The sequence below is a fragment of the Pseudomonas sp. MWU13-2517 genome, from assembly GCF_023242545.1.
Classification (GTDB): domain Bacteria; phylum Pseudomonadota; class Gammaproteobacteria; order Pseudomonadales; family Pseudomonadaceae; genus Aquipseudomonas.
Map to the genome: position 1 here is coordinate 57,467 of NZ_JALMFA010000011.1, position 26,474 is coordinate 83,940.

Annotated in this window: 28 protein-coding genes; 12 read left to right on the top strand and 16 right to left on the bottom strand. The window is 59.8% G+C overall.

Translation table 11 applies throughout. The annotated features are described in order from the left end of the window. Positions 1-198 precede the first annotated feature (198 nt). Complete coding sequence (locus M5B97_RS17145) at positions 199-2,256, bottom strand: methyl-accepting chemotaxis protein (protein ID WP_248732104.1); 2,058 nt, start codon at positions 2,254-2,256, stop codon at positions 199-201. 214 nt (positions 2,257-2,470) lie between these two features. On the opposite strand from M5B97_RS17145, the gene M5B97_RS17150 reads away from it, so the two are divergent. Together M5B97_RS17150 and M5B97_RS17155 are read left to right on the top strand one after the other, a co-directional pair. Then, positions 2,471-3,034 (top strand): AAA family ATPase, encoded by a 564-nt coding sequence (locus tag M5B97_RS17150; RefSeq protein ID WP_248732105.1) that lies wholly within the window; start codon positions 2,471-2,473, stop codon positions 3,032-3,034. Positions 3,035-3,052: 18 nt separating this feature from the next. After that, entirely contained in the window at positions 3,053-4,315 is a 1,263-nt protein-coding gene (locus M5B97_RS17155; RefSeq protein WP_248732106.1) for a hypothetical protein, read from the top strand. A gap of 96 nt (positions 4,316-4,411) precedes the next feature. Here M5B97_RS17155 and M5B97_RS17160 read toward each other — a convergent pair whose 3' ends face one another. The 3 genes from M5B97_RS17160 to M5B97_RS17170 form a co-directional block, all read right to left on the bottom strand. Further along, the gene (locus M5B97_RS17160) at positions 4,412-4,702 is read right to left on the bottom strand and encodes a DUF3144 domain-containing protein (protein WP_248732107.1); all 291 of its coding nucleotides are present in this window, start codon (positions 4,700-4,702) and stop codon (positions 4,412-4,414) included. Positions 4,703-4,769: 67 nt separating this feature from the next. Continuing rightward, entirely contained in the window at positions 4,770-5,465 is a 696-nt protein-coding gene (locus M5B97_RS17165) for a tRNA (adenine(22)-N(1))-methyltransferase TrmK (protein ID WP_248732108.1), read from the bottom strand. 13 nt (positions 5,466-5,478) lie between these two features. Next, positions 5,479-6,189 (bottom strand): FadR/GntR family transcriptional regulator, encoded by a 711-nt coding sequence (locus M5B97_RS17170; RefSeq protein ID WP_123717639.1) that lies wholly within the window; start codon positions 6,187-6,189, stop codon positions 5,479-5,481. A gap of 350 nt (positions 6,190-6,539) precedes the next feature. Here M5B97_RS17170 and M5B97_RS17175 point away from each other — a divergent pair, with 350 nt between their 5' ends. Further along, positions 6,540-7,901 carry an MFS transporter gene (locus tag M5B97_RS17175; protein ID WP_248732109.1) on the top strand — a complete coding sequence of 454 codons (1,362 nt, stop codon included), beginning with the start codon at positions 6,540-6,542 and terminating at the stop codon, positions 7,899-7,901. A 19-nt stretch (positions 7,902-7,920) separates the two neighbouring features. Further along, positions 7,921-9,246 (top strand): glucarate dehydratase, encoded by a 1,326-nt coding sequence (gene gudD / locus M5B97_RS17180; RefSeq protein ID WP_248732110.1) that lies wholly within the window; start codon positions 7,921-7,923, stop codon positions 9,244-9,246. Here the strand turns inward: gudD and M5B97_RS17185 are convergent. The 3 genes from M5B97_RS17185 to M5B97_RS17195 all read right to left on the bottom strand — a co-directional run bounded on the left by M5B97_RS17185 (position 9,215) and on the right by M5B97_RS17195 (position 12,232). Continuing rightward, positions 9,215-10,165, bottom strand: coding sequence for a DHH family protein (locus tag M5B97_RS17185; RefSeq protein ID WP_248732111.1), 951 nt, complete (start codon positions 10,163-10,165; stop codon positions 9,215-9,217). The two genes, gudD and M5B97_RS17185, sit on opposite strands and share 32 nt — an antisense overlap. A 112-nt stretch (positions 10,166-10,277) precedes the next feature. After that, a complete protein-coding gene (locus M5B97_RS17190) occupies positions 10,278-11,567 on the bottom strand; it encodes a hypothetical protein (protein ID WP_248732112.1) in 1,290 nt (429 codons plus the stop codon). A gap of 158 nt (positions 11,568-11,725) precedes the next feature. Beyond that, positions 11,726-12,232: a hypothetical protein gene (locus M5B97_RS17195; protein WP_248732113.1), complete on the bottom strand. Its 507-nt coding sequence runs from the start codon at positions 12,230-12,232 to the stop codon at positions 11,726-11,728. A gap of 245 nt (positions 12,233-12,477) precedes the next feature. Between M5B97_RS17195 and M5B97_RS17200 the strand changes: the two genes are divergently transcribed. Further along, on the top strand, positions 12,478-12,888 hold the full coding sequence (locus M5B97_RS17200) for a hypothetical protein (protein ID WP_248732114.1): 411 nt from the start codon (positions 12,478-12,480) through the stop codon (positions 12,886-12,888). 81 nt (positions 12,889-12,969) lie between these two features. Here the strand turns inward: M5B97_RS17200 and cynS are convergent, their stop codons facing one another. Both cynS and M5B97_RS17210 read right to left on the bottom strand, forming a co-directional pair. Continuing rightward, positions 12,970-13,440: a cyanase gene (cynS, locus tag M5B97_RS17205; RefSeq protein WP_134656796.1), complete on the bottom strand. Its 471-nt coding sequence runs from the start codon at positions 13,438-13,440 to the stop codon at positions 12,970-12,972. A gap of 30 nt (positions 13,441-13,470) precedes the next feature. Continuing rightward, positions 13,471-14,112 carry a carbonic anhydrase gene (locus tag M5B97_RS17210; RefSeq protein WP_248732115.1) on the bottom strand — a complete coding sequence of 214 codons (642 nt, stop codon included), beginning with the start codon at positions 14,110-14,112 and terminating at the stop codon, positions 13,471-13,473. 111 nt (positions 14,113-14,223) lie between these two features. On the opposite strand from M5B97_RS17210, the gene cynR reads away from it, so the two are divergent. Continuing rightward, entirely contained in the window at positions 14,224-15,117 is an 894-nt protein-coding gene (gene cynR / locus M5B97_RS17215) for a transcriptional regulator CynR (protein WP_248732116.1), read from the top strand. A gap of 48 nt (positions 15,118-15,165) precedes the next feature. Here cynR and M5B97_RS17220 read toward each other — a convergent pair whose 3' ends face one another. Continuing rightward, positions 15,166-15,795 (bottom strand): metalloregulator ArsR/SmtB family transcription factor, encoded by a 630-nt coding sequence (locus M5B97_RS17220; protein ID WP_218569368.1) that lies wholly within the window; start codon positions 15,793-15,795, stop codon positions 15,166-15,168. A 95-nt stretch (positions 15,796-15,890) separates the two neighbouring features. On the opposite strand from M5B97_RS17220, the gene M5B97_RS17225 reads away from it, so the two are divergent. Next, entirely contained in the window at positions 15,891-17,318 is a 1,428-nt protein-coding gene (locus M5B97_RS17225; RefSeq protein WP_248732117.1) for an MFS transporter, read from the top strand. 96 nt (positions 17,319-17,414) lie between these two features. Further along, positions 17,415-18,803: a PLP-dependent aminotransferase family protein gene (locus M5B97_RS17230; RefSeq protein WP_248732118.1), complete on the top strand. Its 1,389-nt coding sequence runs from the start codon at positions 17,415-17,417 to the stop codon at positions 18,801-18,803. Here the strand turns inward: M5B97_RS17230 and panB are convergent. Next, entirely contained in the window at positions 18,791-19,606 is an 816-nt protein-coding gene (gene panB / locus M5B97_RS17235) for a 3-methyl-2-oxobutanoate hydroxymethyltransferase (RefSeq protein ID WP_248732119.1), read from the bottom strand. The genes M5B97_RS17230 and panB overlap by 13 nt on opposite strands. A gap of 316 nt (positions 19,607-19,922) precedes the next feature. On the opposite strand from panB, the gene M5B97_RS17240 reads away from it, so the two are divergent. Then, the gene (locus tag M5B97_RS17240) at positions 19,923-20,090 is read left to right on the top strand and encodes a DUF2986 domain-containing protein (RefSeq protein WP_248732120.1); all 168 of its coding nucleotides are present in this window, start codon (positions 19,923-19,925) and stop codon (positions 20,088-20,090) included. 4 nt (positions 20,091-20,094) lie between these two features. Here the strand turns inward: M5B97_RS17240 and M5B97_RS17245 are convergent, their stop codons facing one another. Both M5B97_RS17245 and M5B97_RS17250 read right to left on the bottom strand, forming a co-directional pair. Continuing rightward, positions 20,095-21,081 (bottom strand): helix-turn-helix domain-containing protein, encoded by a 987-nt coding sequence (locus tag M5B97_RS17245; protein ID WP_248732121.1) that lies wholly within the window; start codon positions 21,079-21,081, stop codon positions 20,095-20,097. Between the two features lie 4 nt (positions 21,082-21,085). Then, positions 21,086-21,628 (bottom strand): isochorismatase family protein, encoded by a 543-nt coding sequence (locus M5B97_RS17250; RefSeq protein WP_248732122.1) that lies wholly within the window; start codon positions 21,626-21,628, stop codon positions 21,086-21,088. 213 nt (positions 21,629-21,841) lie between these two features. Between M5B97_RS17250 and M5B97_RS17255 the strand changes: the two genes are divergently transcribed. The 3 genes from M5B97_RS17255 to M5B97_RS17265 are packed head-to-tail and all read left to right on the top strand — an operon-like array spanning position 21,842 to position 23,234. Beyond that, positions 21,842-22,117 (top strand): metal/formaldehyde-sensitive transcriptional repressor, encoded by a 276-nt coding sequence (locus tag M5B97_RS17255; RefSeq protein WP_248732123.1) that lies wholly within the window; start codon positions 21,842-21,844, stop codon positions 22,115-22,117. Further along, positions 22,114-23,022 (top strand): CDF family Co(II)/Ni(II) efflux transporter DmeF, encoded by a 909-nt coding sequence (gene dmeF, locus M5B97_RS17260; protein ID WP_248732124.1) that lies wholly within the window; start codon positions 22,114-22,116, stop codon positions 23,020-23,022. The genes M5B97_RS17255 and dmeF overlap by 4 nt, the downstream gene beginning before the upstream one ends. Positions 23,023-23,054: 32 nt before the next feature. Further along, positions 23,055-23,234: a DUF1289 domain-containing protein gene (locus M5B97_RS17265; RefSeq protein WP_248732125.1), complete on the top strand. Its 180-nt coding sequence runs from the start codon at positions 23,055-23,057 to the stop codon at positions 23,232-23,234. A 34-nt stretch (positions 23,235-23,268) separates the two neighbouring features. Here the strand turns inward: M5B97_RS17265 and M5B97_RS17270 are convergent, their stop codons facing one another. The 3 genes from M5B97_RS17270 to M5B97_RS17280 all read right to left on the bottom strand — a co-directional run bounded on the left by M5B97_RS17270 (position 23,269) and on the right by M5B97_RS17280 (position 26,339). Beyond that, positions 23,269-24,135: a DNA/RNA non-specific endonuclease gene (locus M5B97_RS17270; RefSeq protein ID WP_248732126.1), complete on the bottom strand. Its 867-nt coding sequence runs from the start codon at positions 24,133-24,135 to the stop codon at positions 23,269-23,271. Between the two features lie 226 nt (positions 24,136-24,361). Further along, entirely contained in the window at positions 24,362-25,672 is a 1,311-nt protein-coding gene (locus M5B97_RS17275) for a HAMP domain-containing sensor histidine kinase (protein ID WP_248732127.1), read from the bottom strand. Continuing rightward, complete coding sequence (locus M5B97_RS17280; RefSeq protein WP_134656807.1) at positions 25,665-26,339, bottom strand: response regulator transcription factor; 675 nt, start codon at positions 26,337-26,339, stop codon at positions 25,665-25,667. Before M5B97_RS17280 ends, M5B97_RS17275 begins: the two co-directional genes overlap by 8 nt. Positions 26,340-26,474 lie beyond the last annotated feature (135 nt).

The window sequence follows — 26,474 nt, forward strand, 5'->3', positions numbered from 1 at the left end:
CATATCCATATATATACCGCAAGCATTCATCCTGGATGACTCGCAAGGCATAGGACAAACCTGGCCAGACACACTGCCGCACAAAACGTGGAAGGGGCTTGCTCCCGATAGCAGTGGGTCAGTCACCTCATATTTCGACTGATCCACCCCTATCGGGCGCAAGCCCCCTCTCACACCGGCCTGCTTCGCACCTGATATTCAGCTCAGCCGGAACCGCGCGGTGTTATCACTCAGTGCCTGGCTGCCCTTGCTCAAGGTATCGGCCGCCCGGTTGACTGCCCGCGCGCCCTCGAGCAAGCGCCCTGCCGCCTGGTCCACTTGCTGGATATTGCCGCTCACTTCATCCGCCGTCGCCGCTTGCTCCTCCACCGCCGTGGCGATGTGCGCCAGGGTGTCGGTGACATGCTGCACCGCACCGGCAATCTCGCCCAGGCGTGCGCCCAACCCGGTAACGGACTCTGCGTCACTCAACGCTTGCTCGCACGCGGCGCCCATCAGGGTAACCGCCTGGCTGACGGTTGCGCGCAGGCTGTCCACGGTGCCGGCGATCTGCGCCGTGGAAGCCTGGGTGCGTTGCGACAGACTGCGCACTTCATCGGCCACCACGGCAAAACCGCGGCCTTGTTCGCCGGCGCGGGCGGCTTCGATGGCGGCGTTGAGCGCCAGCAGGTTGGTCTGCTCGGCGATGCCCCGGATGGTGTCGACCACCGATTGAATCTGCTGGCCTTGCTGGTTGACCTGTTCCAAGGCGTTGGCGGTATCGGTCAGACGCTGGTTGAGCTGTTGGATGCTGGCCGTGGTGCGTTGGCTGTCGCGGCTGCTGTCTTCGGCAATGCTGCGGGTGTGCTGCGCGCTTCCAGAAGCTTGCTCGCAACTTCTGGCGACCCCCATCGAGGTGGCGGCCAGTTGGGTTGCGGCGGCGGCAATCTGGCTGATTTGGTGCTGCTGGTCTTCGACCTCGGTGAGGGTGCTGCTCGATTGTGCGTTGAGGGTCTGTACGGCCGAACCGAGTTGCTGGGTTTCATGGTTGACGCCCAGCAGACTGGTGCGCAGCTGTACCACCGCCACGTTGAGCGCGGCGCTGATCAGGGCCAACTCATCGCGCCCTTCCACCGCCACTTCAACGCACAGATTGCCGTCGCGCAGGGACTCGGCCAGCGTGGTGATGCCACTGGCACTGCGGCGGATCGAGGCTTGCAGGCACATGAACAGGTACATGGCCGCCAACGCCAACAGGCTGAATGTCGCCGCCACCGGAATGAACTGTTTGATCGATTGCGCATGGTAGTAACCCAGGCGCGCATCCAGCGAGTGCAGCGACTGGCTGCGCAGCGCACCCAACGCACCGAGCACGGCGTCGACACTGCTGTCGAACGTGGCGGTATCGAGCTTGATGGTGCCACCGAAAACGCCCTCGTCCAGGGCCTTGAGTTGGTTATCCAGCAACTGCAGGCTGCTGTCATATTGCGCGGTCCACGGCTCAATCCCCGGATATTGCTTGGCCTTGAGCGAAGCGGCGGCTTTGACCAACTGGTCCCGGGCATCGCCGATCCGACCACGCAGGTCACGCATCTGCAAACGGCTTTGCAAGGTGAACTGCCCCGAGGCGATGGACGACTCGCCGACACTGGCAGTGCGGCCGATGCGCTCGATCAGGTCCGGGGTGTGCTGGCTGGAAATCTGCATCAGCAGGTAGGTTTCCAGCCAAGGGTCGAGGATCAGGCCGGTATCCAGGGTGATCTGTTCGCGCAGGGTTTGCATGGCGGTCAACGCGGCGGTGAAGCGGTCATAGCCATCCGGCCACCAGCCCACGGTGCGCAGGGATTGGGTGTCCATGCCCTTGACGGCGGCCTGCAACGCCTCGAAGCGCGCCAGGGTCTCGGCACTGGCGTGCTGGGCGTTGAGCACATCACCCAGGGCTTTCAGGCTTTGCAGGATCAGCGGATTAGCCGCGTCAACCTTGTCCATCGCCGCTTGGGCGGCGGGGGTTGGCGCACGCAGGATGTCTACCGCCTTCCAGCGGGCGGCCAGGTTGCGTTGTGCGGTGAGCTGACCATCGAGCGCGTCCAGAGCCAACAACTGACGAACGCCGGACTGTTCGCTGGCGATCACCGCGAGCTTGTCGCGATAGCCTTGCCCGATCAGCCACAGGCTTCCGGCCAGGGGCAGCATGAACAGGAAGAACAAGATCTGGAACTTGCGTGCGAACCCGAAACGGCCGAGCAGGTGGATACCGGGTGATAAAAGACTGTGCATCGCCGACCACTCTCCCAAACAGCTTAGAAATGACTAAAAGCAAAATGCCATGTCATTGATTAAACTGGGCAAGCAAGATGCGGGCCGTTGATGCCAAGCGCGCAAACAGGCGCTTCCACACCGGAGACGCAACGGCGTGCGCCCAAAAATGGGGCAAAAGCACTCAGCGTTGCGTGCACGCCTGTAACCCGTAGAGACGAACCTTGGAATTATTATGTTTTCAGCAAAGGATCTGCCCACGCAACGCATCATCATCCTCGGCAATGCTGGCAGCGGTAAGTCAACCCTGGCCCGTGAATTGGGCAAGCGCCTGGCAGCACCGGTGGTCCACCTGGACAAGTTGTTCTGGGAACCGAACTGGGTTGAGGTCGATAACGAAATCTTCCGCAAGCGGATCCGGCAAGCGATTGCCTCGGACAGATGGATCTGTGAAGGTAATTACGCACGGCGCAGCTTCGATCTGCGACTGCCGCGAGCCAACCTGATCATCTGGCTCGACACTCCGCGCACCACGTGCCTACGGCGCGTGCTGGTGCGCAGCCTGCTGGATCGACCGCGTACAGACAAACCGACAGGATGCAAGGAAAAGCTCGACAGAGAGTTTCTGAGTTTCCTGAGTTACTGCTGGAACTATGACCGCGTGAGCCGCCCAGGCATTGAGGCCGCACGCTTGACAGTCGCGCCGCAGGTTCCGGTGATTCATCTACGCAATGCGCGGGAGGTAGCTGAGTTTTTGATAGGATTGCCCACCCCATCAATGCCCGCTCAATCTGTCTAGGTGCCTGGGCCAGCGCCATTGCCGAAAACCGCCCCCACCCGAAGCTGGAATTCGCTGGTCAGCAGTTGGGATGGCTTTGACCGCGAGGCCGGCCTACAGGCAATTCGGTCAGAACAAACCAGCGAGCGGCTATCCGCAATTATCGTACGGCTCAATGACTGGGTGCCCCAAGTTCGCGAGGCAGCGAAAATCGCATTCGGTGACTATTTGACGCCCAGGTATGCAACTTGGCTGATTGCTCAGCTTCCCGCACTTCTCGCGCTCGAAATGCGCAAGCGCGAAAACCATCGCGTCACACTCGACAATCTCCAGGCACTGCTGGCAACACCGGAATGCCTGCCACTGTGCGCCCCTGCCTTACCTACCAGCCGCGGCCAATGCGCTCGCTTGCTATTTCGGGTTCTTGCTCAATCAATGACGGACGATGAACGGGAGCCGTTCCTGATAATGAGCTTGCATCACCCCGACTTCAGCGTATGCCGAGCGGCCCTTGGTGGGGCCATGGAACTGCCAGAAGACGCCGCTAAACGGGCTGTCGCATTCGGGCTCGCCAGCAACAGCGCCATTCTCAGAAGGCTCTCGTTCCTGGAAGCGGTCCGGATACCATCGGGCCGTACCCGGTTGATCGAAGATTTTTTAACAGACCCATCACCTGCAAACAGGTCGACAGCGTTATGGGCCGCAAAAAAATATGGTGTCGACCCCCTGCATGTCCTGCAGACGCGACTGCGTGGCAAAACACCCGATACGAAAGCGCAATGGCTGAGCATCCTTGGACTGGCAAAGGACTTGAACATGCCGGTCCCTGAAGACTGGTTGGCTGCGGCATTGGAGCAAAAGAGCGGCGCCGTTCGCTCACTGGTGCTGAACATCGAAGGCGGCGACCGACCTGCACGTTTAATTTGCACGATCGCAGATCCTTCCAAGAGCGTATTTGAGACAGGGGTCACAGGCTTGCGGTCTCACCCCTGGAGCGTCATAGCATCGGCTTTTACCCTTCAACTTGAAGTCCTTTGGGCCAGCTTGACCTCTGATAGACGCCTGGCGCTGCTTGGATTGATGCCTAAATGGACTCAAGCTGGATTTCTTCTTCAGCAGCTTCAAAGCACGCCGGCTGAGCCGTCTTCACTTGAGCCGATTCGCCGCTGGGCCGACGCCCAGGTCTATGCGATTACGGACCGCGATACACCGAAAAACGAGCGCGACCCGATCATTGAACGACTGATGGCACTTGAGGCGGGCGGGGCATTCCCAGCCGGTACCATTTCCAGACTCACATAGAGCATGACGCCCCCGACGCCCCCGACGCTCCGCTTACCACTGAAAGAAAACGATAGGCAGACACCGGGACGGGGTGGGTACAGCCAGTGCCGACGGCTATCTGGCGAGCAGGTACTGACTGAAATTATTGATGTGATCATCCAGATTATCCTCAAGCATCATCCGATACTGATCACAGAAATACTTGAGCATGGCCTCCCGCGCTTCGGCCATTTCTGCGCCGGACTTGAAGTTGCGTGCGCAGGCCCAGGCGTTGAAACGCGTCGTGCCGAACATCATCGAGGCACTGACCTCGCCGAGGTTTTCACAGGTCTTGAGCTGCTCGTTCGACAATTCGATGTGTGCGTCGGCACGGTCGTAGAAGGCTTGGTCAGTGGTTTCGGCCATGGCGCGGGGTCCTGGGTGAGCGGATGAAGGGTGGTATTGGAGCATATTCGACGTCGCCGGCGAGCTTTCAAGCCAGCAAATCAGCAATCCACTTAGCCTCTCGGGCCACTTCCTGCACCTTCTCCTGCGGCACCGTTTGCCGCGCCTGCTCGAAGCCGGCCAACGTCTTGTGCTTCTGGCGCAGCAGGCGTTGCCACTTGGCCAGGAACACCGTGCTGCGCGCTTGCATCTGCAAGGGGCCGAAGTAGAGTTGTTCGGCGCTGTAGGTCACGGGTCCGGCGCGTTCGGCGACGATGATTTCGTAGTAGAAACGGTTCTCCTGCAGCAGCTCTTCGCGCAGGATCGAGTAGCCGTTGTCCATCAACCACTGGCGCAACGGTTGCTCGCCACCGTTGGGTTGCAGGATCAGGCGTTCGCGACCGCTCAGCTGCGCCTTGCCATCGTCGAGGATGTCGCGAATGGTTTCGCCCCCCATGCCGCACAGGCTGATCGCGGTGATCTCGTCCCCCGGCTCGATCGCCGCCAGGCCGTCGGCCAGGCGCACGCTGATGTGGTGCTCCAGGCCATTGTCGCGCACGGTGCGTCGGGCCGCGTGGAAGGGCGTGGTCGCCACCTCCCCCGCCACCGCGGCCGTGATCACGCCGCGGCGCATCAATGCGACCGGCAGGTAGGCGTGGTCGGAGCCGATATCGGCCAGGCGCGCACCGGCCGGCACGTTAGCGGCCACGCGCTCCAGGCGCATGGACAGAGTGTGTTCGTTCAACGGTTGTTCCTTTTCATTCCCCGGAAAACCGGTCCCGGCTATTGGTCAAATGCAACACCATGGCGGCCCGCGCCGCGTCCGGGTCCTGACGTTGGATCGCGTTGAGGATCGCCTCATGTTCACGGTTCGCCAACTGCCCCAGCCTGGCAAAATCCGCCCCGCCGCGTTCGGCATCCTTGACCTGGGTGCGCGGGATCATCGCATTGCCCAGGTGCAGCATGATCTCGGTGAAAAACGTGTTGCCGGTGGCCTCGGCGATCAGTTGGTGGAAGCGTTTATCCTCTTCCACGCAACTGTCGTTATTGGCCAGTGAGGCCTGGTAGTCATCCAGCGCCTGGCGCATGTGGACCAGTTGCTCATCCGACCTGCGCAACGCCGCCAGCGCCACGGCCTGCACCTCCAGGCCCAGCCGCAATTCCAGCATGTTGCGCACGCTGGCGACCGTATCCACATGCAAGCGCAAGCCTTGCTGAGCGCGCGGCTCCAGCACGAAGGTACCGATACCGTGACGCGTCTCCACCAAGCCCGAGGCCTGCAACTTGGAAATGGCCTCGCGTACCACGGTACGGCTGACGCCGTGCTCCAGCACGATGGTGGATTCGGACGGCAGTTTTTCACCGGGCTTGAGTTGCCCGAGCAGGATACGTTGGGTCAGAGCATCGACCACGCCTTGGGCCAGGTTGTTGGAGCGTCTACGGACAAGGGTTCCGTTTTCAATGGGCATCGCTGCGGGTCCACAGGGTTGGGCTGGGGGGAGCTTAACACCCTGCATCCAAGCCTACGCTGCCTGATTTCCAAGACGCCCAACTTGTATGACAACCAAACAGAACACCTCGCAGCTCGATCGCCCAGCATCATTTGAAAATGTCACCTAGGTTGAGTCTCAACCATGCCAAAAAAACTAAAAAACCCAATAAAACAAAGCAAATAACCGTAACAACTGTTCTGATGGCGGCCTTATAAGCACAAAAACATCACTCACCTGATTGCGGAGCCAGGAAAACCACTTGTATGATGTCTATCAACAAGACACACAAACCCGCATAAAAATAAATCAGGGGGAGTTCTCGAGTCATGGACACTTCAAACCAGGTATCCGCCGCTGCAGACAGTGATTCGGTGCTCAGCCGCACCGTGAGCAAAGTGAAGAGCCATGTGCTTCCACTGTTCGTGATCATGTTCATCCTCAACTACATTGACCGGGTCAATATCGGCTTCGTGCGTACGCACATGGAGCATGACCTGGGCATCGGCGCCGCCGCTTATGGGCTGGGTGCCGGGCTGTTCTTCATCGGCTACGCCCTCTTCGAAGTGCCCTCCAACATGCTGCTACAGAAGGTCGGCGCGCGGATCTGGCTGACCCGCATCATGTTCACCTGGGGCATCGTCGCCACGCTGATGGCGTTCATCCAGAACGAAACCCAGTTCTATATCCTGCGCTTTCTACTGGGCGTGGCCGAAGCGGGCTTTTTCCCAGGGGTGATCTACTACTTCACCCGCTGGTTGCCGGGCGTGGAGCGCGGTAAAGCGATCGCAATCTTTCTCAGCGGTTCGGCTGTGGCGTCACTGATTTCAGGGCCGCTGTCGGGCGCACTGTTGCAGATCGAAGGGTTCGGTTTTCACGGCTGGCAATGGATGTTCGCCATTGAAGGCCTGGCCTCGGTGGCGCTGGGGTTCTTCGTGTGGTTCTGGCTCGACTCCAAACCCCACGACGCTAAATGGCTGACCCGCGAAGAGCAGGACGCGCTGGTGGGCGCCATCGACCAGGAGCAGCGCGACCGTGAAGCGCTGAGCACGGTCAAACCAACCCTCGGCAAGCTGCTCAAGGACCGCCAGATTTTGTTGTTCTGCATCTTGTATTTCTGCATCCAACTGACGATTTACGCCGCCACCTTCTGGCTGCCAAGCATCATCAAGAAGATGGGTGATTTGAGCGACGTGCAGGTCGGGTTTTTCAACTCCATCCCGTGGCTGATCTCGATCATCGCCATGTACGCCTTCGCCGCGCTATCAGGCAAATTCAAGTTCCAGCAGGCCTGGGTTGCCGCTGCCCTGTTGATTGCCGCTGCAGGCATGTTTATGTCCACCACCGGCGGGCCGGTCTTTGCCTTTGTGGCGATCTGTTTTGCGGCCATCGGTTTCAAGTCGGCCTCTTCGCTCTTTTGGCCCATCCCCCAGGGCTATCTGGATGTGCGCATCGCCGCTGCCGTGATCGCCCTGATCAACTCCATCGGCAACCTGGGCGGCTTTGTGGCACCGACCACGTTTGGCTTCCTAGAGCAAACCACCGGCTCGATTCAGGGCGGCCTCTATGGACTGGCCGGCACCTCGGTGCTGGCGGCGATCCTGGTGTTCTTCGCCAAGACATCGCCCTCCGCCGCGCTGACCTCGCCGAGCGTTACGCCAACCGCCACCGTCATCAGCAAACCTCTTTGAGCTTACTCAGGACATCACCATGACTACCCCTGTCGTCACCCACTTCCAAGTCATCCCCGTGGCCGGCCATGACAGCATGCTGCTGAACCTGAGCGGCGCCCATGGGCCATTTTTTACCCGAAATATCGTGATTCTCAAGGACAGCAGCGGCCATACCGGCGTCGGTGAAGTGCCCGGCGGCGAACGCATCCGCGAAACCCTGGAGGACGCACGCAGCCTGGTGGTCGGCCAGCCCATCGGCCAGTACCAGCGCATTCTCAACCAGATGCGCAGCACCTTTGCGTCACGGGACGCTGCGGGTCGTGGGCTGCAGACCTTCGACCTGCGCATCACCATCCATGCCGTTACCGCCATGGAAGCCGCCCTGCTCGACCTGCTGGGTCAATTCCTCGAAGTGCCGGTGGCCGCCCTGCTCGGCGAAGGCCAGCAGCGCGACGCGGTAAAAATGCTCGGCTACCTGTTCTATATAGGCGACCGTACAACCACCAACCTGGCCTATCGCAACGAGGCGCACGCGACGGATGAGTGGTTTCGCTTGCGCCATGAAACGGCCCTGACCAGCGAGGCGGTGGTGCGCCTGGCTGAAGCCGCCAAAGCCAAATACGGCTTCAACGACTTCAAGCTCAAGGGTGGCGTGTTGAGCGGCGATGCGGAAATCGAAGCGGTCACCGCCCTGGCCGAACGCTTCCCGGATGCGCGTATCACACTCGACCCGAACGGTGCCTGGTCACTCAAGGAAGCCATCCGCCTGTGCCGTGACCAGCACCACGTACTCGCCTACGCCGAGGACCCGTGCGGTGCGGAAAACGGTTATTCAGGCCGCGAAGTCATGGCTGAATTCCGCCGTGCCACGGGCCTCAAGACCGCCACCAATATGATCGCCACCGACTGGCGCGAAATGGGTCATGCGATCCAGTTGCACTCCGTCGACATTCCCCTCGCCGATCCGCATTTCTGGACAATGCAAGGTTCGGTTCGCGTAGCGCAGATGTGCAACAACTGGGGCCTGACCTGGGGTTCGCACTCCAACAACCACTTCGATATTTCCCTGGCGATGTTTACCCAGGTGGCGGCGGCGGCACCGGGCGAGATTACCGCCATCGACACCCACTGGATCTGGCAGGACGGCCAGCGCTTGACGCGGGAACCGCTGACAATCGAAGGCGGCTACGTCAAGGTGCCGGCCAAGCCGGGCCTGGGGGTCGAGATCGACATGGACGCGGTGGCCAAGGCCCACGAACTCTACAAAGGCATGGGCTTGGGTGCGCGGGATGACAGTGTGGCGATGCAGTTCCTGATTCCAGGCTGGCGCTTCAATAACAAACAGCCGTGCCTGGTGCGTTAGATCCTTCGCGTGATGCAGCCAAGGCCAGCTTTACCAGCTCCTTGCGCTGCATCGCGCGCGTTGGCACCGCCCGTGTACCTTGCCACTCGACCGGCAGCAAAAGGCTCAGTTTTTGCCGGCTGAGCACAGGTACCGCCAACCAATAGCTCTTGCAATCGCGGATGCCGATGGCATTCAGCAGCCAGTCTTCGTCCTGGCCTGCGAGCCATTGCTCAATGACTGATCGGTGCCGCTGAATCAACGCCTGCGCATCCCATACCGTCATCTGCACAACAAGTCGTGGCAGGTTTGGCGTGGCGCTCATCTGCTTCATGTCTGCCGCCAGGGCGTTGAGCAAGTCGGCTTCGATCGCCGCCTGGCATTCGCTGAAATAGCGCTGTGGCCAGTCCATCGCCAGGCCCGCTTGTAACGCGAGCAGCTCATAGGCCCGACGGTCCAATGGCGTGGTCATTTGCCCGGTGAAGTTCAAGGTATTGTCCAGAATTGCCGTGGCCAGCAACGCGGCACTGTGCGGGCTGATCTGCGCCAGCAGGCCAGCGCCCTCCCAGCGCAGAAACACCAGAGTGGCCGCGGCACCGATCGGCCGGATATCGGCAGCCGCTCCGAGCTTGTCCGCCCAGTAGGCTTCAAAACCCGGATGATGGTCGATGACTTCACATACCTGATCGAGCACCACGATCGGGTCGAAGTGGTGATAGTCGCAGACATCCACCAGCATGAACTCATCATCAGGCCCGGGTCGGTATTCATCCAGCGAAGCATGCCAACCCAGCACGCTCCCGGGGATACTGAAATTCAGCGGCGCGCTGCTCACCGCACGCGCATCGATGCCTTGGCGGTTGAGCAGTTCCGCGTACGCAATACAGCAGGCGTAGGCATCAATGTCCAAGTACGCGGAGCCTGCGGTCACGACCCTCATGTTTGAATCTCCTTGATATGCCGCTCAGGCGCCGACAGTTGCGCGGGGTTTCGGGCTGAGGGAAAGTCCCATGGATTCATGACAAAAACATGACGGCGATGGGCGTGAGATTTCAGGGCTTGAAGGCTCTCAACATCTTGAATAGATGGCCCGGCCAGATCCAGCGCTGGGCGGGTTGATCGCGGGTATCTGCGAGCGCATCCAAAATCGTGCGATGAGCGGCGTCGGTGGCAGGTGCCCCCGGCAGTGAGTGCTGCGGCGTTTTTTCGTCAGGGGAATCGGACGGCCTGCTCAATTTGCCGGTGGCCGAGTCAATCACGTATCCGGAGGCCTTGCCATATTCGGTGAGGCTCCAGACGCCATTGGTGACTGTGGCGACCGACTTGTCGGGCGGCAGCCGTATGGCCTTGTTCGTGGTACGAACAGCGTAGTCCTCGAAGTTGATTTTTTTGAAGGCAGCGAACTCGCTGCCGAGTGGCGGTTGATCATCGCCTTCATTGGAGAATTTGTTCACCATTCGTTCCAGGAACGGTATGCCTCCGATGTTGGTGAACGCCCCATGGTCCGGATGCAGGATGTAGCGCAAAAAACCTTGATCGATACGGGTGCTGTTGATGGCCGAACCGTTCAGGATGCGCGAGGCGATTTGCGCCTCTTCTTTCTTGAAATCGAAAGTGACCCGATAGCCGTCTGCGTCATAGCCATTATTGCCGCCCACCGTTTGGCTACCATCGCTGGAGCGACGGTAGTCACCAAGCACCACGGCCAGTTGGGTGACATGAGCCAGGTTTGCACCTTCCGCTTGAGCATAAGCAAACATATCCGCGATCACGTTTCGATCATCACTATTAAGGAAGTCGCAGGGGTTTTGAGCCATGTTGTAGAAGGTGGCGGGTGGCTGGGCGATGGCCGGCTCACTACCGTGAAACAAGCGCGAAATCATCAGGTCTCGTCCGTTAACAGATATCGACTTCTGGCTGGACACTGCCGTAGACCTTATTGATTGCACTTCTTCCCATGCTGCGCGTCGCTCATTGATGGTGAACGAACCGCCCTCATCATGGACAATCAAGTCAAGTTGATCACGCGCAAGACCTTTAAACGGGTTGCTGTCGACTCCGTTGACGAAACCGGTCGCTTGACGGGCCCGCGCCAGGAGTTCCGGATTAGTCGTGTTGGGAATCTGCGCATCATGTTGTGCTTTATTAGTGAGGTAGTGGGTGTCGATAATCGAATCGACCGTGTTGGTGTTCTTCTGGTCGACACGCATTTCGGCACGCGTTGCGGCCTCATTTAACTGACGAGCAAGCGGCGATATGCTGCTGGTAGCAAGATAACCGTCCATGGAAATAGCAGTATCCACTCTCTCTTTATCAGGCGGAACGAGGGACGGGATGGCCATGCTACCCGCCCTGCCTGTCACTCGACTGTCAGGCGAGGATGCATAAGAGTTTATAGTGATCATGGGCACTCACCCTGAACGTTGCTATATAAACGATTGTGTACTTACCAATATAAAACCGAACCAACCAAAACCAATAAGGTAGGCCTTGTGCTTTATTAATACCTATATCTGAAAGTTACGGAATCTACGCCAGCAGGATGTGCCAAAGGTGGGATTCCTCCCCAGACAGAATGCCTGATGGTCACACGTGAGCCGTGATCGAAAGCCTGATCGTTAAAGTCCGACAACGTTCCGGAGGTATTAGGATAAATAACTGCGCAGGTCTCTTGAGAGCTGTATGGGCGGTAGTAACATAATTTTACTTCCTCCCTACTGCTCTGAGGATAATAGGTCGTTCTCCACTGAATCTCTAGCAATTGCTTGGTATCGGAAAGGGTATCTTCAGGAATATCCCAAGTGCTAACAAAAAAACTTGCCGTCCCGTAGCCTGGATCAACATCTGAAGTCGATAAAACAAGCACAGAACCGGGAGCACTTGTTTTAGGGATAACTCGCTCCAACGCAAAAACTACTCCGCTGGAAAATATCAACATAACTCCTAACAGGGCGGTTAGGAAATTTCGCGCACTCAAAAAACGCCACCAAACAACTGAGCTTTTCATAATCATCACCATAGCGTCAAAAGTTAGTACCTAAGGTTCCAATCAATCCAGCTGTATGAATCACGCCTTTACCATTGCACGATTTATTAACCCAAGTAACCCCAGCACTTCCTAAAAACACGAAGTCCCTATCTGTAATACTTTAAAGTAGGACGTCGTCGGCAACTTCCTAGTCCCGTACACCCTCTACTCAATTTGCCGATTTCAAGTCATGATGTGCCCCCCATTTCAAGGACGATAAAACAATGAAAGCTCACCTTACCGCCCTGTTACTGGTGCTGTTACCTGGTGTGGCCTGCGCGCTCCCCGCCTTGAAGGACACTACGCTCTACACCGATACCGCCCACAACTGCCAAGACGTCGATCTCGCCACCTGGCAGCATCCGGCCCGTGCGCTGCTGGAGAAAAACAATTTCCAGCTTGAACGCATCCAGCTTTGCAACGATGGGCACTACCCGGTTTTCCATGTGCAGGCGCCCTACGACCCGCGCGGTCAGACCAAGGATTTTTACCTGCCGCTGTACGAACGGATGCGCAAAGCCAACGGCAAATGGCCGTTCGCCCTGGTGGACAACAGCGATGCGGTGGTGGTGTACGTGAGCTACCCGAAAGGCGACGGGATTTCCCTGAATTACGAAGGTTTCGAAACGCCGTAATCACTCGCTTCGAGCCCGCGAGCCTGCTGGAACGTGCAGCAGCGAACCGGGCGCCTCGCGGCGCCGGGCATTACAACGCGATCAGAACGGCTTGGTCGGCAGATACTTGCCATCCAGGGTGATCACGGCGCGGGAGCCGCCGTCCGGATCATCGACCTTTTTAACGTCCAGCTTGAAGTTGATGGCACTGATGATGCCGTCGCCAAACTTCTCGTGAACCAGCGCCTTGAGCGTGGTGCCGTAGACCTGAATCATCTCGTAGAAGCGGTAAATGGTCGGGTCGGTGGGGATGCCATTGCCGATGCTGCCGCGCAGCGGAATCGTTTGCAGCAGGGCGACCGCGTCCGCATCGAGCCCCAGCTTATCGGCAACCACTTGAGCCGCGTCGGCCGGCAGTGCGTGCTGGCCAAGCAACGCGGCGGTAACGAAGGCTTCATGCAGGCCGGTGCCTTCGGCAATCCGGGCGAACGACAGGTCTTTGCGGGCCTTTGCCAACAGGATCACGTCGGTCAGGGCAAGGCGAGTGTTCTGGCTGATTTGCGATTGGATCATGAGTTTATCTCCGTGGGTGAACATCTGGGATCAGTGCGAAACGGCGCGCACGCTCGGATTGTCGGCAAGGGCGACGAACGTGCCGGTACGGCTGTCGAAGGCTTGGATGCACCCGCTTTCGATGTCGTAGACCCAGCCATGCAGCGTCACACGCTTTTGTTCGAGGGCGAGGCGTACCGAAGGGTGCGTTTGAATATTGGCCAACTGCGCGATCACGTTTTCACGAACCATGGAAGCGACTTTGGCCGGCTGGTCGACATGCTGGCGGGCCTCGTTGACGACCCGGCCGGAATCGGCGTAACGCAACCAGCCGGCCACGGCGGGCATGTGGTCCAGGCATTTGCAGGTGGCGATGGCGGTCATGGCACCGCAGTCGGAATGCCCGCAGATCACGATGTCGCTGACTTGCAGAGCGGCAACAGCGTACTCCACCGAGGCCGACACGCCACCGGGTTCCGGGCCGTAGGACGGCACGATATTGCCGGCGTTACGGATCACGAACAGGTCGCCCGGCTCCCGCTGCGTGACCAACTCAGGCACCAGGCGGCTGTCGGAGCAGGAGATGAACAGCGCTCGCGGGCTCTGTTGGTTGGCCAGGTCTTTGAACAGGCCGGCACGCTCGGGAAAGGCGTTGCGTTGAAACTTCAGGAAACCGTCGATGATGTCTTGCACAGGTGACTCCATGGGTTCGCGATGCGATGGAGCGAAGGTTACGCAGCCCTTTAAATAAGGTAAAAGTCTCAAATATTATTCAAGCCATCAGATAATCTTATGAACACGAACATGCTGGCACGACACATCCAGTACTTTTTGGCCGTTGCGCAACACGAAGGCTTTACCAAAGCGGCCGCGGCCTTGCACGTCTCGCAGCCGGCACTGTCGCAGCAGGTAAGGCAGTTGGAGGAAAGCCTCGGCACACAACTATTCGATCGCTCGGGTCGCAAGACGCGTCTGACCGATGCAGGTGAGGTTTACCTGCGCTATGCGCTACGTGCCGCGCAGGAACTGCAGGAAGGCCAGCGTGCGATTCATGACGTGGGGGATTTGAGCCGGGGGACGCTGCGAATTGCGGTAACGCCCACCTTCACCACTTACCTTGTCGGACCGCTGTTGGAAGCCTTCCATCGTCGCTATCCGAACATCACCTTGAGCCTGCATGAGGTCGCCCAGGAAGCGATGGAAAGCCTGCTACTGGCCGATGAATTGGATGTGGGCATCGCGTTTGATGAGGTGCACCCGCAGGACATCGAGGCCTGCCCCCTGCTGGTTGAAACCCTCGCACTGGTGGTCGGTGATCAACATCCACTGGCCGGGGAACGGGCGATCGGCCTGGAAGCGCTGAACGCCGAATCACTGATTTTATTGAGTAAGGCGTTCGCTACCCGCGAGCAAATCGACCGTTACTTCAACCAGCACGGCATCCGTCCGCGTGTTGTGATGGAAGCCAATGTGATTGGAGCGCTGATTGAGGGCGTGCGCAGGACCACGCTGTCGACGCTGTTACCGGCCGCTATTGCACGGGCGCATCCAGGATTGGTGGCGATTGAGCTGGGGCCACAACGGCTGCAACGCACCGCCGTGTTGATGCAGCGTAAGGGGGTTTATCAGTCAGCGGCGGCGCGGGTGTTCAGGGAGGTCGCAAAGGAAATCGCATCAACTCTGGACGCGGGCAGGTGAGCACTCATGATGCGTCGAGCCGCCGCGCCCATTGTTAGTTCGCCGCGCTCAAACCTGGACAATCCGGTAAGCACACCGTCGAGCCCCTAGCTGGATGTGTTCCACACGCTCGACCTTCGCCAGCAATACCTGTTCGAAAACCTGCAATTCCGCTCGGCAGAACCCCTGGCATGCACTGGCCGCTGCACAGATCGGGCAGTGGTTCTCCACCAGTATCAAGGCGCCGTCCGGTTGTTCGCTGCATTGGGCCATGTAGCCTTCGCGCGTGCGCAACTGCGCCAGCCGCTCGACCCGTGCTTTCAAGCCCTTGAGGCCTTCCATCTCACGCTCATACAGGGCTTGGGTCTGACGTTCGCGCACGTCGATCAAACGGTCGATGGCCTCTTCGCCAAAAGTCTCGCGCACCGTCTGCAACAGTTGCACGGTCAGTTCCGAATGAGTGTCGGGAAAACGCGCATGCCCCGCTGCCGTCAGGTGCCAGACCTGGGTCGGGCGCCCTACCCCGCGCGCCTCTGACTGCGCCTCTACCAGGCCGCCAGCCGCCAACTTCACCAGTTGCTGACGCGCCGCTTCACCGGTCGTGCCCAGAAACTCGCCGGCATCACTGGCCAGTTGCGGCCCACGTGTCTTGAGCAGGTGCAGCAAACGATCCGCCGGTGACCCCGACGAATATTCCAAGTCATTTCTTGACAAAATAAATAGCCCCAACGCAATATTCAAAGCAGTTACTTGGTAAATTAACCCAAGCCCGAAAGCAGCACAAGGAAGCGTCGATGCACACCCACGACAGCAGTTGGGGCGAGTTGCTCCGCGGCAAGAATGCCGCTCGTTCCATCGCCCTCTCCGGCGGCATAGCGCTCTATGCCACCAACACTTACATCGCCACCACTATCCTGCCGTCCGTGGTCGCTGAGATCGGCGGGTTGGCGCTCTATGCGTGGAGCACCACGCTGTACGTCGTGGCTTCGATCCTCGGTTCCGCACTTACCTCCAAGCTGTTGCAACGCACCGGCCCACGGCTGGCCTATACCGTCGCCACGCTGATCTTCATGGGCGGCGTGTTGATCTGCGCGCTGGCGCCAAGCATGCCGGTAATGCTCGCGGGTCGTCTGATCCAGGGGCTGGGCGGCGGGATGCTGCTGGCGCTGTGTTATTCGATGATCCAACGGGTGTTCGAAGAACGCCTGTGGCCACGGGCAATGGCGCTGGTGTCGGGCATGTGGGGCGTCGCCACGCTGGTAGGCCCGGCCGTGGGGGGCGTGTTCGCCGAAATGGACGCCTGGCGTTACGCCTTCGGCGCCATGGTGCCGGTAAGCCTTGCCTACATCGTACTGACCCGCCATGCCCTGCCGGCACACGACACCACCGCGGGCAGCACCAGCCGCTTGCCCGTAGCGCAATTGGTGCTGTTGGCGGCTGCCGTACTGGCGGTGTGTGCCGGCAGTGTCTCGTCGCTGCCAAGTTGGAACGTGCTGGGCATCGCGGCCTGCGCCGTGCTGGTGTTCCTGCTGATCCGGCACGAGTCCAGCGCCTCGATCCGCCTGCTACCCAGGGACGCGGTGAAGTTCAGCACCCCGCTTTGCGCACTCTATGCAACTACCTGCCTGCTGGTGATCGGTATGAGCAGCGAGATTTTCATGCCGTACTTTCTGCAGCACCTGCACGGCCAGTCGCCGCTGATCGCCGGTTACATGGCCGCGCTGATGGCCGCCGGCTGGACCGTCTCGGAAATCCTCAGCTCCGGTTGGAGCGGCCGTGGCGCGCAGCGCGCCATCCTCGCCGGGCCGCTGTTTATCGTGGGTGGACTGGTGCTGCTGGCAATCACTACGCCCATGACCAGCCTGGGTGAATGGGTAAGGCTGGCACCCATCTGCGCGGGGATGTTCCTGGTAGGTTTCGGCATTGGCCTGGGCTGGCCGCACCTGCTGACACGCATTCTGCAAGTGGCGTCGGAGCAGGATAAAGACACGGCCGCTGCGTCGATTACCACCCTGCAACTGTTCGCCATGGCAATGGGCGCCGCGCTGGCGGGCGTGATCTCTAACGTGGCGGGTATCAATGACGCGACCGGCAATGCAGGCATCGCCAATGCCGCGCAATGGTTGTTCGCGTTGTTTACCCTGGCACCGGCCTTGGCTTGGGTAATGGCACGGCGCGCAACACGTGCGAAGGCCGGCGCCGGCGGGTTAACGGCGTCTTGAGGATGGGTTCCCGTATTGCATCGCCTTGGATGATACTGGGCCGGACCACCCCCTGATGTGTCCCCTATCAGCTTCGGTCGAGCGCTTCGAGTGATCATGGAAAGAGCCGAACACACTGCCTTTGCCTACCAGACCGTGTACCGCTACCTCGTCGAGTTGATCGAGGCGGCCCCTGTGCACACCGAGCAGAAACTGCCATCGCTGCGCCAATTGGCGCAGCGCCTGGGAGTGTCGGTGTCGACGACCAAGTATGCTTATGCGCTGCTTGAAGATGAGGGGCGGGTCGAGGCCAGGCCCAAGTTCGGTTACTTCATCAAGGCGCTCCCCGGCGGCACATTGGACCCGGGCCCATCTAACCTGCTCGACCGGGTATTCGCCAACGCGCGGCAACCTGGAGTGCTGGCATTGAGTAGTGATGCACCGGCCATGCTGCTGTCTCTCGAGAACCCGCTGCGGATGATGGAGCGCGAGTTGGCGCGGCAGTATCCACGCTCGCTTGCGCCCCTGTACCTGCCGTTCGGCGAACCCGAATTGCGCGCCGCCCTGGCCGAACGCTACACCCACTCCTGCGACCGCTACTGGCAGGCCGATGAGGTGTATATCGGCGCGGACCTGCACAGTGTGCTGGCCATCTCTCTCAATGCCCTGGAGCTGGCAGGTACAGTGGCGTTGGTAGAGTCGCCTTGTTCATGGGCGGTTTTGCGTCAACTGGAAGCGGCGAAGGTGCGTGTGATCGAGTTACACCTCGACGCCCACGGGCGTTTCGACCTGGCGGCACTCAGTGGGTTGCTCCAGCAGGAGCCGGTTCGGTTGGCGGTATTTTCGTCGACCGTGAATATTCCCCAAGGCGGCCTGATGCCGGCGCAGGACAAGCAGCAGATCTGTCGCTGGCTGGCGGAGCGGGACATCTGGCTGTTCGAGAATGACACCTACGGCGAGTTGTGCTTCGCGCCACACCCTGCACGCTATCGCGACTTTGCCGACCCACGCAGGCTGTTGGTGTTTTCGACCTTCGACAAAGTAATCGGCTCCGAAGCGCCCTATGGGTATGTGCTGTGCCGCGAGCAAGGGCCGGCGCTACAGCGGTTGTTTCTGGAGCGTGGGTTTCGCCTCTCGCCGACTCGTCAGAGAGCCATCGCCAAGCTGTTCACTTCCAAACGCATCGACGCCCATTTAAAAGCACTTCGCGCACAGCTTTGCGCGCGGATGAACCAACTCAAAGCCCTGCTGGATACCCACGACGTGTGGCACCTTCAGGCCCCCCAAGGCGGTGCGAGTTTCTGGTTGCAAGCCAAGCGGCCGGTGGATATGCACTCGGTGTTCACACGCTTGCTGGCCCAGCGCGTCGTCATCGCCCCCGGTGAACTGTTCAGCCAGCAAGGTGCCTGGCAGCAGCACCTGCGCCTGAGCTATACCCTCGACTGGAACAAGGATATCGCCCAGGCCATACAACAACTGGCCGAGGCGTTCCGTCAAAGCCCGTAGCAGTGACGCGCTTCAGGGAAGCGACCATGGCGTACGTCGTCGGCAAAACGCGCGCAGGCATCGCGTATCACTTCACCGACGTCGGCGTACTGTTTGACGAAGCGCGGCAGGTGGTCGCCCCCCAGGCCCAACACATCTTCGGTGACCAGGACCTGGCCGTCGCACGCCGGTGACGCGCCAATGCCGATAGTGGGCATTCTTGAATCCAGGGTGATCTGCCGCGCCACCCCCTCGGCCACACCCTCCAATAGCAGACTGAACGCGCCCGCTTCCAGGTTGGCACGGGCATCCCCGGCAATCACCGCAGCGGTTTCAGCCGTGAGGCCCTGGGCCTTGAAGCCACCCATCACGTTAACGAACTGCGGCATCAGCCCCACGTGCGCCATCACCGGAATACCTCGCGCCACGAGAAACTCGACCGTCCCCGCCAACGCCTGATTGGCTTCCAGCTTGACCGCATCGCAACCGGTGCGTGCCAGCACCTGGGCACAATTGCGGAAGGCTTGCTCGAAGGACTCCTGATAGCTGCCGAAGGGCATGTCGGCGATCACGCAGGCCAGGTGCGTGCTGTCGACCACGGCGCGGGTATGGCCGATGATTTCTTCCAGTTGCATGCTCAAGGTGGACGCGCGGCCATAGCCGACCATCGCCGTAGAGTCGCCGACCAGAATGAAGTCAACCAAGGGGTCGATAAGCCTGGCAATCGCGCTGGAATACGCGGTCAGTGAGACGATCTTCTGCTGGCCCTTCATCGCCACCAGTTGCGGGACGGTCATGCGTTTTGTGCGGGTGTGGATGCTCATCAGGGTCGCCCTTCGCGTTGGATACCCGACCCGATTATTGGCAAAAAGACCGGTGGTTCAATGCACAGTTCGGCGCTGAAAAGCGACCCAGATCATGAACAGTGCCAGTCAGCCAAGGCTTTTTGTAGGAGCAAGCTTGCTCGCGAAAAACTCACAGGCGCCGCGTTCATTCAGGCAACACGCGTTATCGTTGAGTTTTTTCGCGAGCAAGCTCGCTCCTACAGACGGTACTTACGCTTAACTGACTGGCATTACCCAGATCACGAGCGCTTTTTTTAACTGATATCATCCGGATCTGCACAACCAGGTAAAAGATATGAATCGCCAAAAGAAACTCCAGCAACTCTTCAAGGCCAAGGCCAAAAAGGCCAGCGCCAAATTGGCGCCGAAAAGCAAAGACAAATACATCAGCAAAGCCGACCGCGCGAAACTGGCGGCTGACGCCGGTCAAGCCTCGGATACCCCCGCCGATACGCCTTGCTGAATCATCAATCGACACCGACAAGCAGCCGCATCGCGGAAGGCGTACCGGCTTCGTACTTGCTCCAGATGCGCCGTAAGTGGCGCGCCGAACCAAAGCCTGCACGTTCGGCGACCGTTTCAATCGCCAGGTTCGACTCAGTCAGCAGTTCACGCGCCACGGCCAGTCGCAGCCGATGCAGGTAGTCGAGTGGGCTGAGGCCTACATGCTCCTGGAACAGCCGCGCCAGGTGGCGGCTGCTGGTATACGCCAGGCTCGCCATACGCGTGACGGACCAGGCTTCACAGGGGGCGGCAGCGATGGCGTCCTGCACCCGATGCACCGCTGGGTGCAGGTGATTACGCCCCGAGATCCAGGGTGACAGTTGCGGGTCGGCTCCACTGCGGCGCATGTACACCACCATGTCCCGGGCGACCGCGCAGGCCAGCCGTGCCCCGGCCAGTTCGGCGAGCAGGTGCAGCATCAGGTCGATACCCGCGGTGACGCCGGCGCTGCAACTCACCGGACCGTCGGTGACGTAAAGCCGGTTTTCGAGGACGCGGGCTCTGGGCGCGATGGCTTGCAATCTCTCGCACAACGCATGGTGCGTGGTGCACTGGCGCCCATCCAGCAACCCAGCCCTGGCGGCACTCAACGCGCCTGCACATACGCATACCAGCCGCTCGCCCGACGGCGCGAACACCGTTTGCAGCCATTGAGTCAGTGCGGCGCTGGCGGTATCAAACGCCTGCTGGGATGCCTGGGTCACCTTCGACGTGGAGCCCACCAACACCACCAGCGTGCCCGGTGCCAGGGCCGGTGGCAGCGGCGCCAAGCCTGTGAGCGGCAAACCGATGGAGGTTTGCAGGGACGCCACCGGGCTGACGTACTGCAGGTCGAAGTCGATGGCGGCCGGGTCTTCGACTTGAGCGGCCAGGCGCAACACTTCGGCGGGACCTGCCAGGTCCAGCATCAGTACATTGGGCAGCAACACGAAAAGCACCGGCACGCTCACGGGGTTATGCCTCCAATGCCTGGGCGACGGTGACGATGCGCGCAAAGCGGTCTTCCAGCACCAGCTCTGTGCGCTCGCGGATCTCGGCCACGGTGTAGACCCGTGCACTGCGCGCGTGAGTCATGGGGAAGGTCAACGTCGCCTCACTGACAAAGTCCACGGCAAAGCCGCTGTCAGACGCGTGCCGCGTGGTGGTCTCACAGCATTGCTCGGTGCGAATGCCGCTGATGATCAGCGTGGTCACCCCCATTTCCGTCAGCCGTGCAGCCAGGGGAGTACCGGCGAAAGCACTGTGGTAGCGCTTATGGATGACCAGGGCGGGCTCGATCGACAACTCGCCCAAGGTTCTGACGTTGCCCGATGCCATCGAAAAATACCCCTGGTCTTCAACATGGAAGACTTGTATCACCGGAATGCCGCGCTGAACACACCCGTCAATAAGGGCCTGTTGATTGGCAAGGTAGCCAGGCAGGTCATTTTCGGACCAGTAGGTGGCGTGGCGGAACGAATGCTGGGCATCGATCACGATCAGGGCTTTGCGGCTCATGGGCAATCCTCTTGGCTGTCATCTCAGTGAATGATGCAGGCCATGGTAGGTACGCCGACACGTGCGCGACAGGCGCGCGCCGGACCGGTTGAGGACGGATTCGGACATTCATGGGCACAAACTCTCAGCCAGTGTTCAACGCCACCTCACTCAGTTGTATAGGGGGATGGGGTATGCCATGATTCGCGACACTATAGGTAGGGGGGGTATACCGTGAGCCATACAGCCGCGAACAAAGACAGCTTGATCAAGCGCGTCAAACGCATCGCCGGGCAAATCCAGGCGGTGGAAAAAGCGCTGGAATCAGACGCCGACTGTGCCAAGACCCTGCACCTGGTGGCGGCCACCCGTGGTGCGATTAACGGGCTGATGGAGGAAATCATCGAAGACCACGCCAGGGCACACGTGGCCGACCCGTCCCTTAGCGAAGAAGCGCGCAACAAAGGTGTCGAAGAATTGCTTGAAGCCATTCGGCGGTACTCCAAATGACCCTCACCAGTCACACCCACGAGCATGTATTCCTCGGTTCATCCCACGAAGAAAATGCCAAACGCACCCTGTGGGTGGTGATGCTGACGGTCGTCATGATGGTGGCGGAAATCGCCGCCGGCGCGTTGACCGGCTCCATGGCCCTGCTGGCTGACGGCTTTCACATGGCCACCCATGCCGGCGCCTTGGGCATTGCCGCTGCGGCCTACGCCTATGCCAAACGGCATGCGAACAGCCCGCGCTACAGCTTCGGTACCGGCAAGGTGGGTGACCTGGGCGGCTTCGCCTCGGCGCTGATTCTGGCGCTGGTAGCCTTAGGCATCGGCATCGAGTCGGTGATTCGCTTGCTGCAGCCTGCCGACGTGCAGTTCGGGACGGCGACACTGATTGCCGTGGTGGGTCTGGCGGTGAATATCATCAGTGCGCTGCTGCTGGGTCACGGCCATAGCCACGGGCATGACCACGACCACGAGCCTCACGCTCATGGCCACGACAACAATATGCGCTCCGCGTACGTGCACGTGATCGCCGATGCGTTGACCTCGGTGCTCGCCATCGCGGCGCTACTGGCTGGACGTTACCTGGGCTGGGTGTGGCTGGACCCGCTGATGGGCATTGTCGGTGCCGCCGTGATTGCGCGGTGGGCCTGGAGCTTGATGGGGGCCACCGCCGGCGTGTTGCTGGACCAGACCGATGCACATGTCGCCACAGAGATCCGCGAGTTGGTTGAACAACCCGGCGATGCCCGGATCACCGACTTGCACGTCTGGCGAGTCGGCCCCCAGGCCCATGCGGCGATTGTCAGTGTGGTCGGCCATCCGACCACGGATGCCGAGAGTATTCGTCGGCGCCTTGGGCCGGTACATGAAGTGAGTCACCTCACTGTCGAGTTTCACCCGGCATAACTACGGTCTTTACTGCACACCTGGATGAACCCTTGGCCAAAGATATTGAAAACCCCTGCATTTCCACCTGCCAGCTCAGCGGTGACTTGTGCATCAGCTGCGGACGCAGCAAGGATGACATCCGCAAATGGAAACGCATGAAGCGCCCGGAAAAGATGGCCGCCGTGCAGCGCGCGACATTGCGCTTGAAGGCGCTGAAAAAAGGCAAGTAAGGCCGGCAATATCACCGACCTTGCGGATGTGGCATCAAGTGCGCCCCACCGAACCGGTAACCGGCAGATTGCCCAATAACCTGAGCCCGGTGCTCTTCACAAAGGTGTCGTAGTCCATCGGTTTTTGAATGCGAGTCTCGGCGTTGGGCAACACGTAGGCCCAGGCACGCTTTGACGAAGCGTCATACACCAGTTTGAACAGGCGCGTCGGCACCCAGACCTTGTGAGTACCAATGGTGCTGTAGCCCGGGTCAAACAGCGGGCCGGTGAACACGAACACGTTGCCACCGGCACGGGTGGCAAATTTACGCACATCCGCTTCGACCTTGCTCCAGATCTTGCGGTTGTTGGTGGGGTCCTGCGGCACCATGTTCGACAACGCGAAGGATTGCGCCATGGCATTGGCACTCGGTGCGTCGGCCGCCGGGGACTGGTGGCCGCGGTCCACCGCAGGATGCTGGCCGCGGTAATCGCTCAGTTCTGCGCGACCGTCCTTGGGAATGCGCGGGTCCGGGTAGAACTGGTTGGTGCGTTCCTCGCCCTTGGCGTCTTTCAATTGCGCGGCATTCAGGCGTTCGACCACCACCAGCGGCGTCCTGCTGGTTTGTGAATAGAGCACCGCGAAGTTGTCCGAGCACAGGGCCAGGGGCTTCATCGAGACCGGCACGGTAGCAAGGTTGATCGGTGTCGCAGCGGGGAACAGATCGGCACACCCATCAAACGAGGGCTTTTTTTGTTGGCTGGAATAGAGGTCGAGGGCGGCCCCCTGGCTGATCGAGCCGGAGCGTGAACTGTGCTCCTGGGCTGGTGGCTTGATAAAGTCCAACAGGCCGCGGGCTTGCGCCCCGGAGGAGAGCAAAACAAGGGCCGACAGCCCAACTGCAATTTTGCGCAGGTACATGGAGTGATTCTTCGAATGGGAGTGAGGCGGCAGGCTCCGCGAAACGGAGCCAAGTGAATGATATTGCGAGGATTATTGACCGGGCAAAGTCACATTAGTGCCCAACGGCAAGCGGTTTTCCCGTCGCCCGCGCGCCGGGTTTGAAACCATGGGCATTTCCCGCGCCGGCGCGACGGTGCCGAGCGCGTGTATCTGCTACGAATGGCGGACCAGGCGTCGCCCGCCTTTAACTTGCCGACTCGACTACCCGCGAGCTGGTGAAGTCGAGCATGACGGTGAACCGCTGTTGCACGCGGATCACTTCAATATGCCAGCCCAGTTTTGCGCATAACTGCCGCATCAACTGCAACCCAAGGCCGTAGCCAAAGTCGCTGGATTCCTGCGATGGCGGGGTCTCCCTCGTCCGGTTGGCAATAGATAGCCAGGGGTAGTTGAAGCTGATTTCCACTTGGCCTTCTTCCGCGTATTGGAGTGCATTGCGCAGGAAGTTGCCGATCACAATGCGGCATGCGGTGGGAGGCAATCGACAAAGTCCGGTGTGGATATCGATGATCAGCTCGATATCCCGGTTGCCGATGAGGTAGCGATGTTTCTCGATCAGTTCGCCGACCAGCTCGCCCAGGTCAACATCGTCCTCCGGCAACGGTTCGGGACGCTCACGGCTCATCCACAGCAACGTCTCGGCGATAAGCTGCATATTCAGCACGGAACGCTCGATGCGCTGCAAAGAGGTCGGCAGCACACCGCCCGATTGCAGGGTCAACAGCTCCATATTGGCCTTGAGCACCGCCAGTGGGGTCCGCAGTTCATGGCTGGTGTAGCGTAAAAGGCGACCTTCACGCTGGCTGGCCGCCTGCACCTGCTCAACACTTTTGGCCAGTGCTTCGGCCAGCATATTGAACTCCTTGAAGCTGAAGCCAGGACGCCCGCAGGCTATAGCGCCAGGGTCTTTCAATGTACTGGACCATTGGGCCAGGCGCCCCAGCGGGCGAACCAACCACCAGACCAGCAGGGCGATGATGAACAGCGCCGGCACGAACACCGCCAGGCTAATGAAGGCGACGCTTTGCAGCACCTGGTCAAAGTAGGCATCGGACAACGGTGTCTCGACTTCACCACCTGCTTCCTGATCATGATCGACGTCATACAGATAAAGGGTTTTACCGTCACCCAGAGGCTGTTCGAGGATTATCTGGAACACCGCGTCGTCGTCATCGGAGTAAAGATCGCCAAAGATATGGACCGCGCCGAAGGACAGACTCGGCGGTGCATCCAGCATCTGGCGGATGTTCTCCGGCAACGCCTCCTTGCCGATGACACCGGTATAGAAGTAATTGTGCGGAGGCGGCGTGGCCGGGTCCTTCTTGTAGTGCCTGATAAAATATTGGGCTTCTTCTTCCATCATCGCACTGGCGGTGTAGAGCAAGCCGCGCACGGTGAAGGCCGGCAGCAGTTGGCTGTAGATCAGCAACACCACCGCGATCAGTAACAGGAAACTTCCGCTGATCACCCACTTCAGGCTCAAACCATTACGCATGTGGCTTCACCTGAATACCGACCCCGGGAAGGGTGTGGATCAACGGCCGGCCAAAGGGTTTATCAACTGCCTTGCGTAGCCGATGCATGTGCACTTTGAGCGTATTGCTGTCGGGTGGCTCATCACCCCAGACCTTTGCTTCCAAGCGCTCTCGGGAAACCGGTTCAGGACTGGCGCGCATCAGATGTTCCAGCAAGCTCCAGCAGATGGGTGACAAATGTAGCTCCTGTCCTGCGCGACTGACTTTGCGGGTGCTCAGCTCCATCACCAAGTCGTCCACCTGCAGGCGGCTGGTCTGCCCGCTGCGGCGCATGCTCAGTGCGCGAATCCTGGCCACCAGTTCGGCCAGTTCGAACGGTTTGACCAGATAGTCGTCGGCTCCAGCGGCAAAACTGGCGAGTTTGTCCGATAACGCATCCAGCGAGGTCAGCATCAGGATGGGCGTCTGGACGCCCTGCTGACGTAATCGTTCGCATAACTGCTGGCCGTCCAGTCGCGGCAGCATGATATCCAGGAGAATAACGTCGTAATGTTGGCTGAGTGCCAGATTAAGCCCGGCCTGGCCATTACTGGCGTGGTCACAGACGATGCTGCTGAATGCCAGATACTCGATGACGGTGGTGGCCAGATCCAGGTTGTCTTCGACCAACAGCAGGTGAATATGCACAGGAAAAAGCCTCGGACAGTATTGCGCAGAGGTTTGAAGGATAACGGAAGTCGGCTGCCCTCTAATGATGTTTACCTGGCGTTAACCCTCCCCTGCTTAAGCTCAGGCTCTTCTTATCCAGAGCGCGTCACAGCC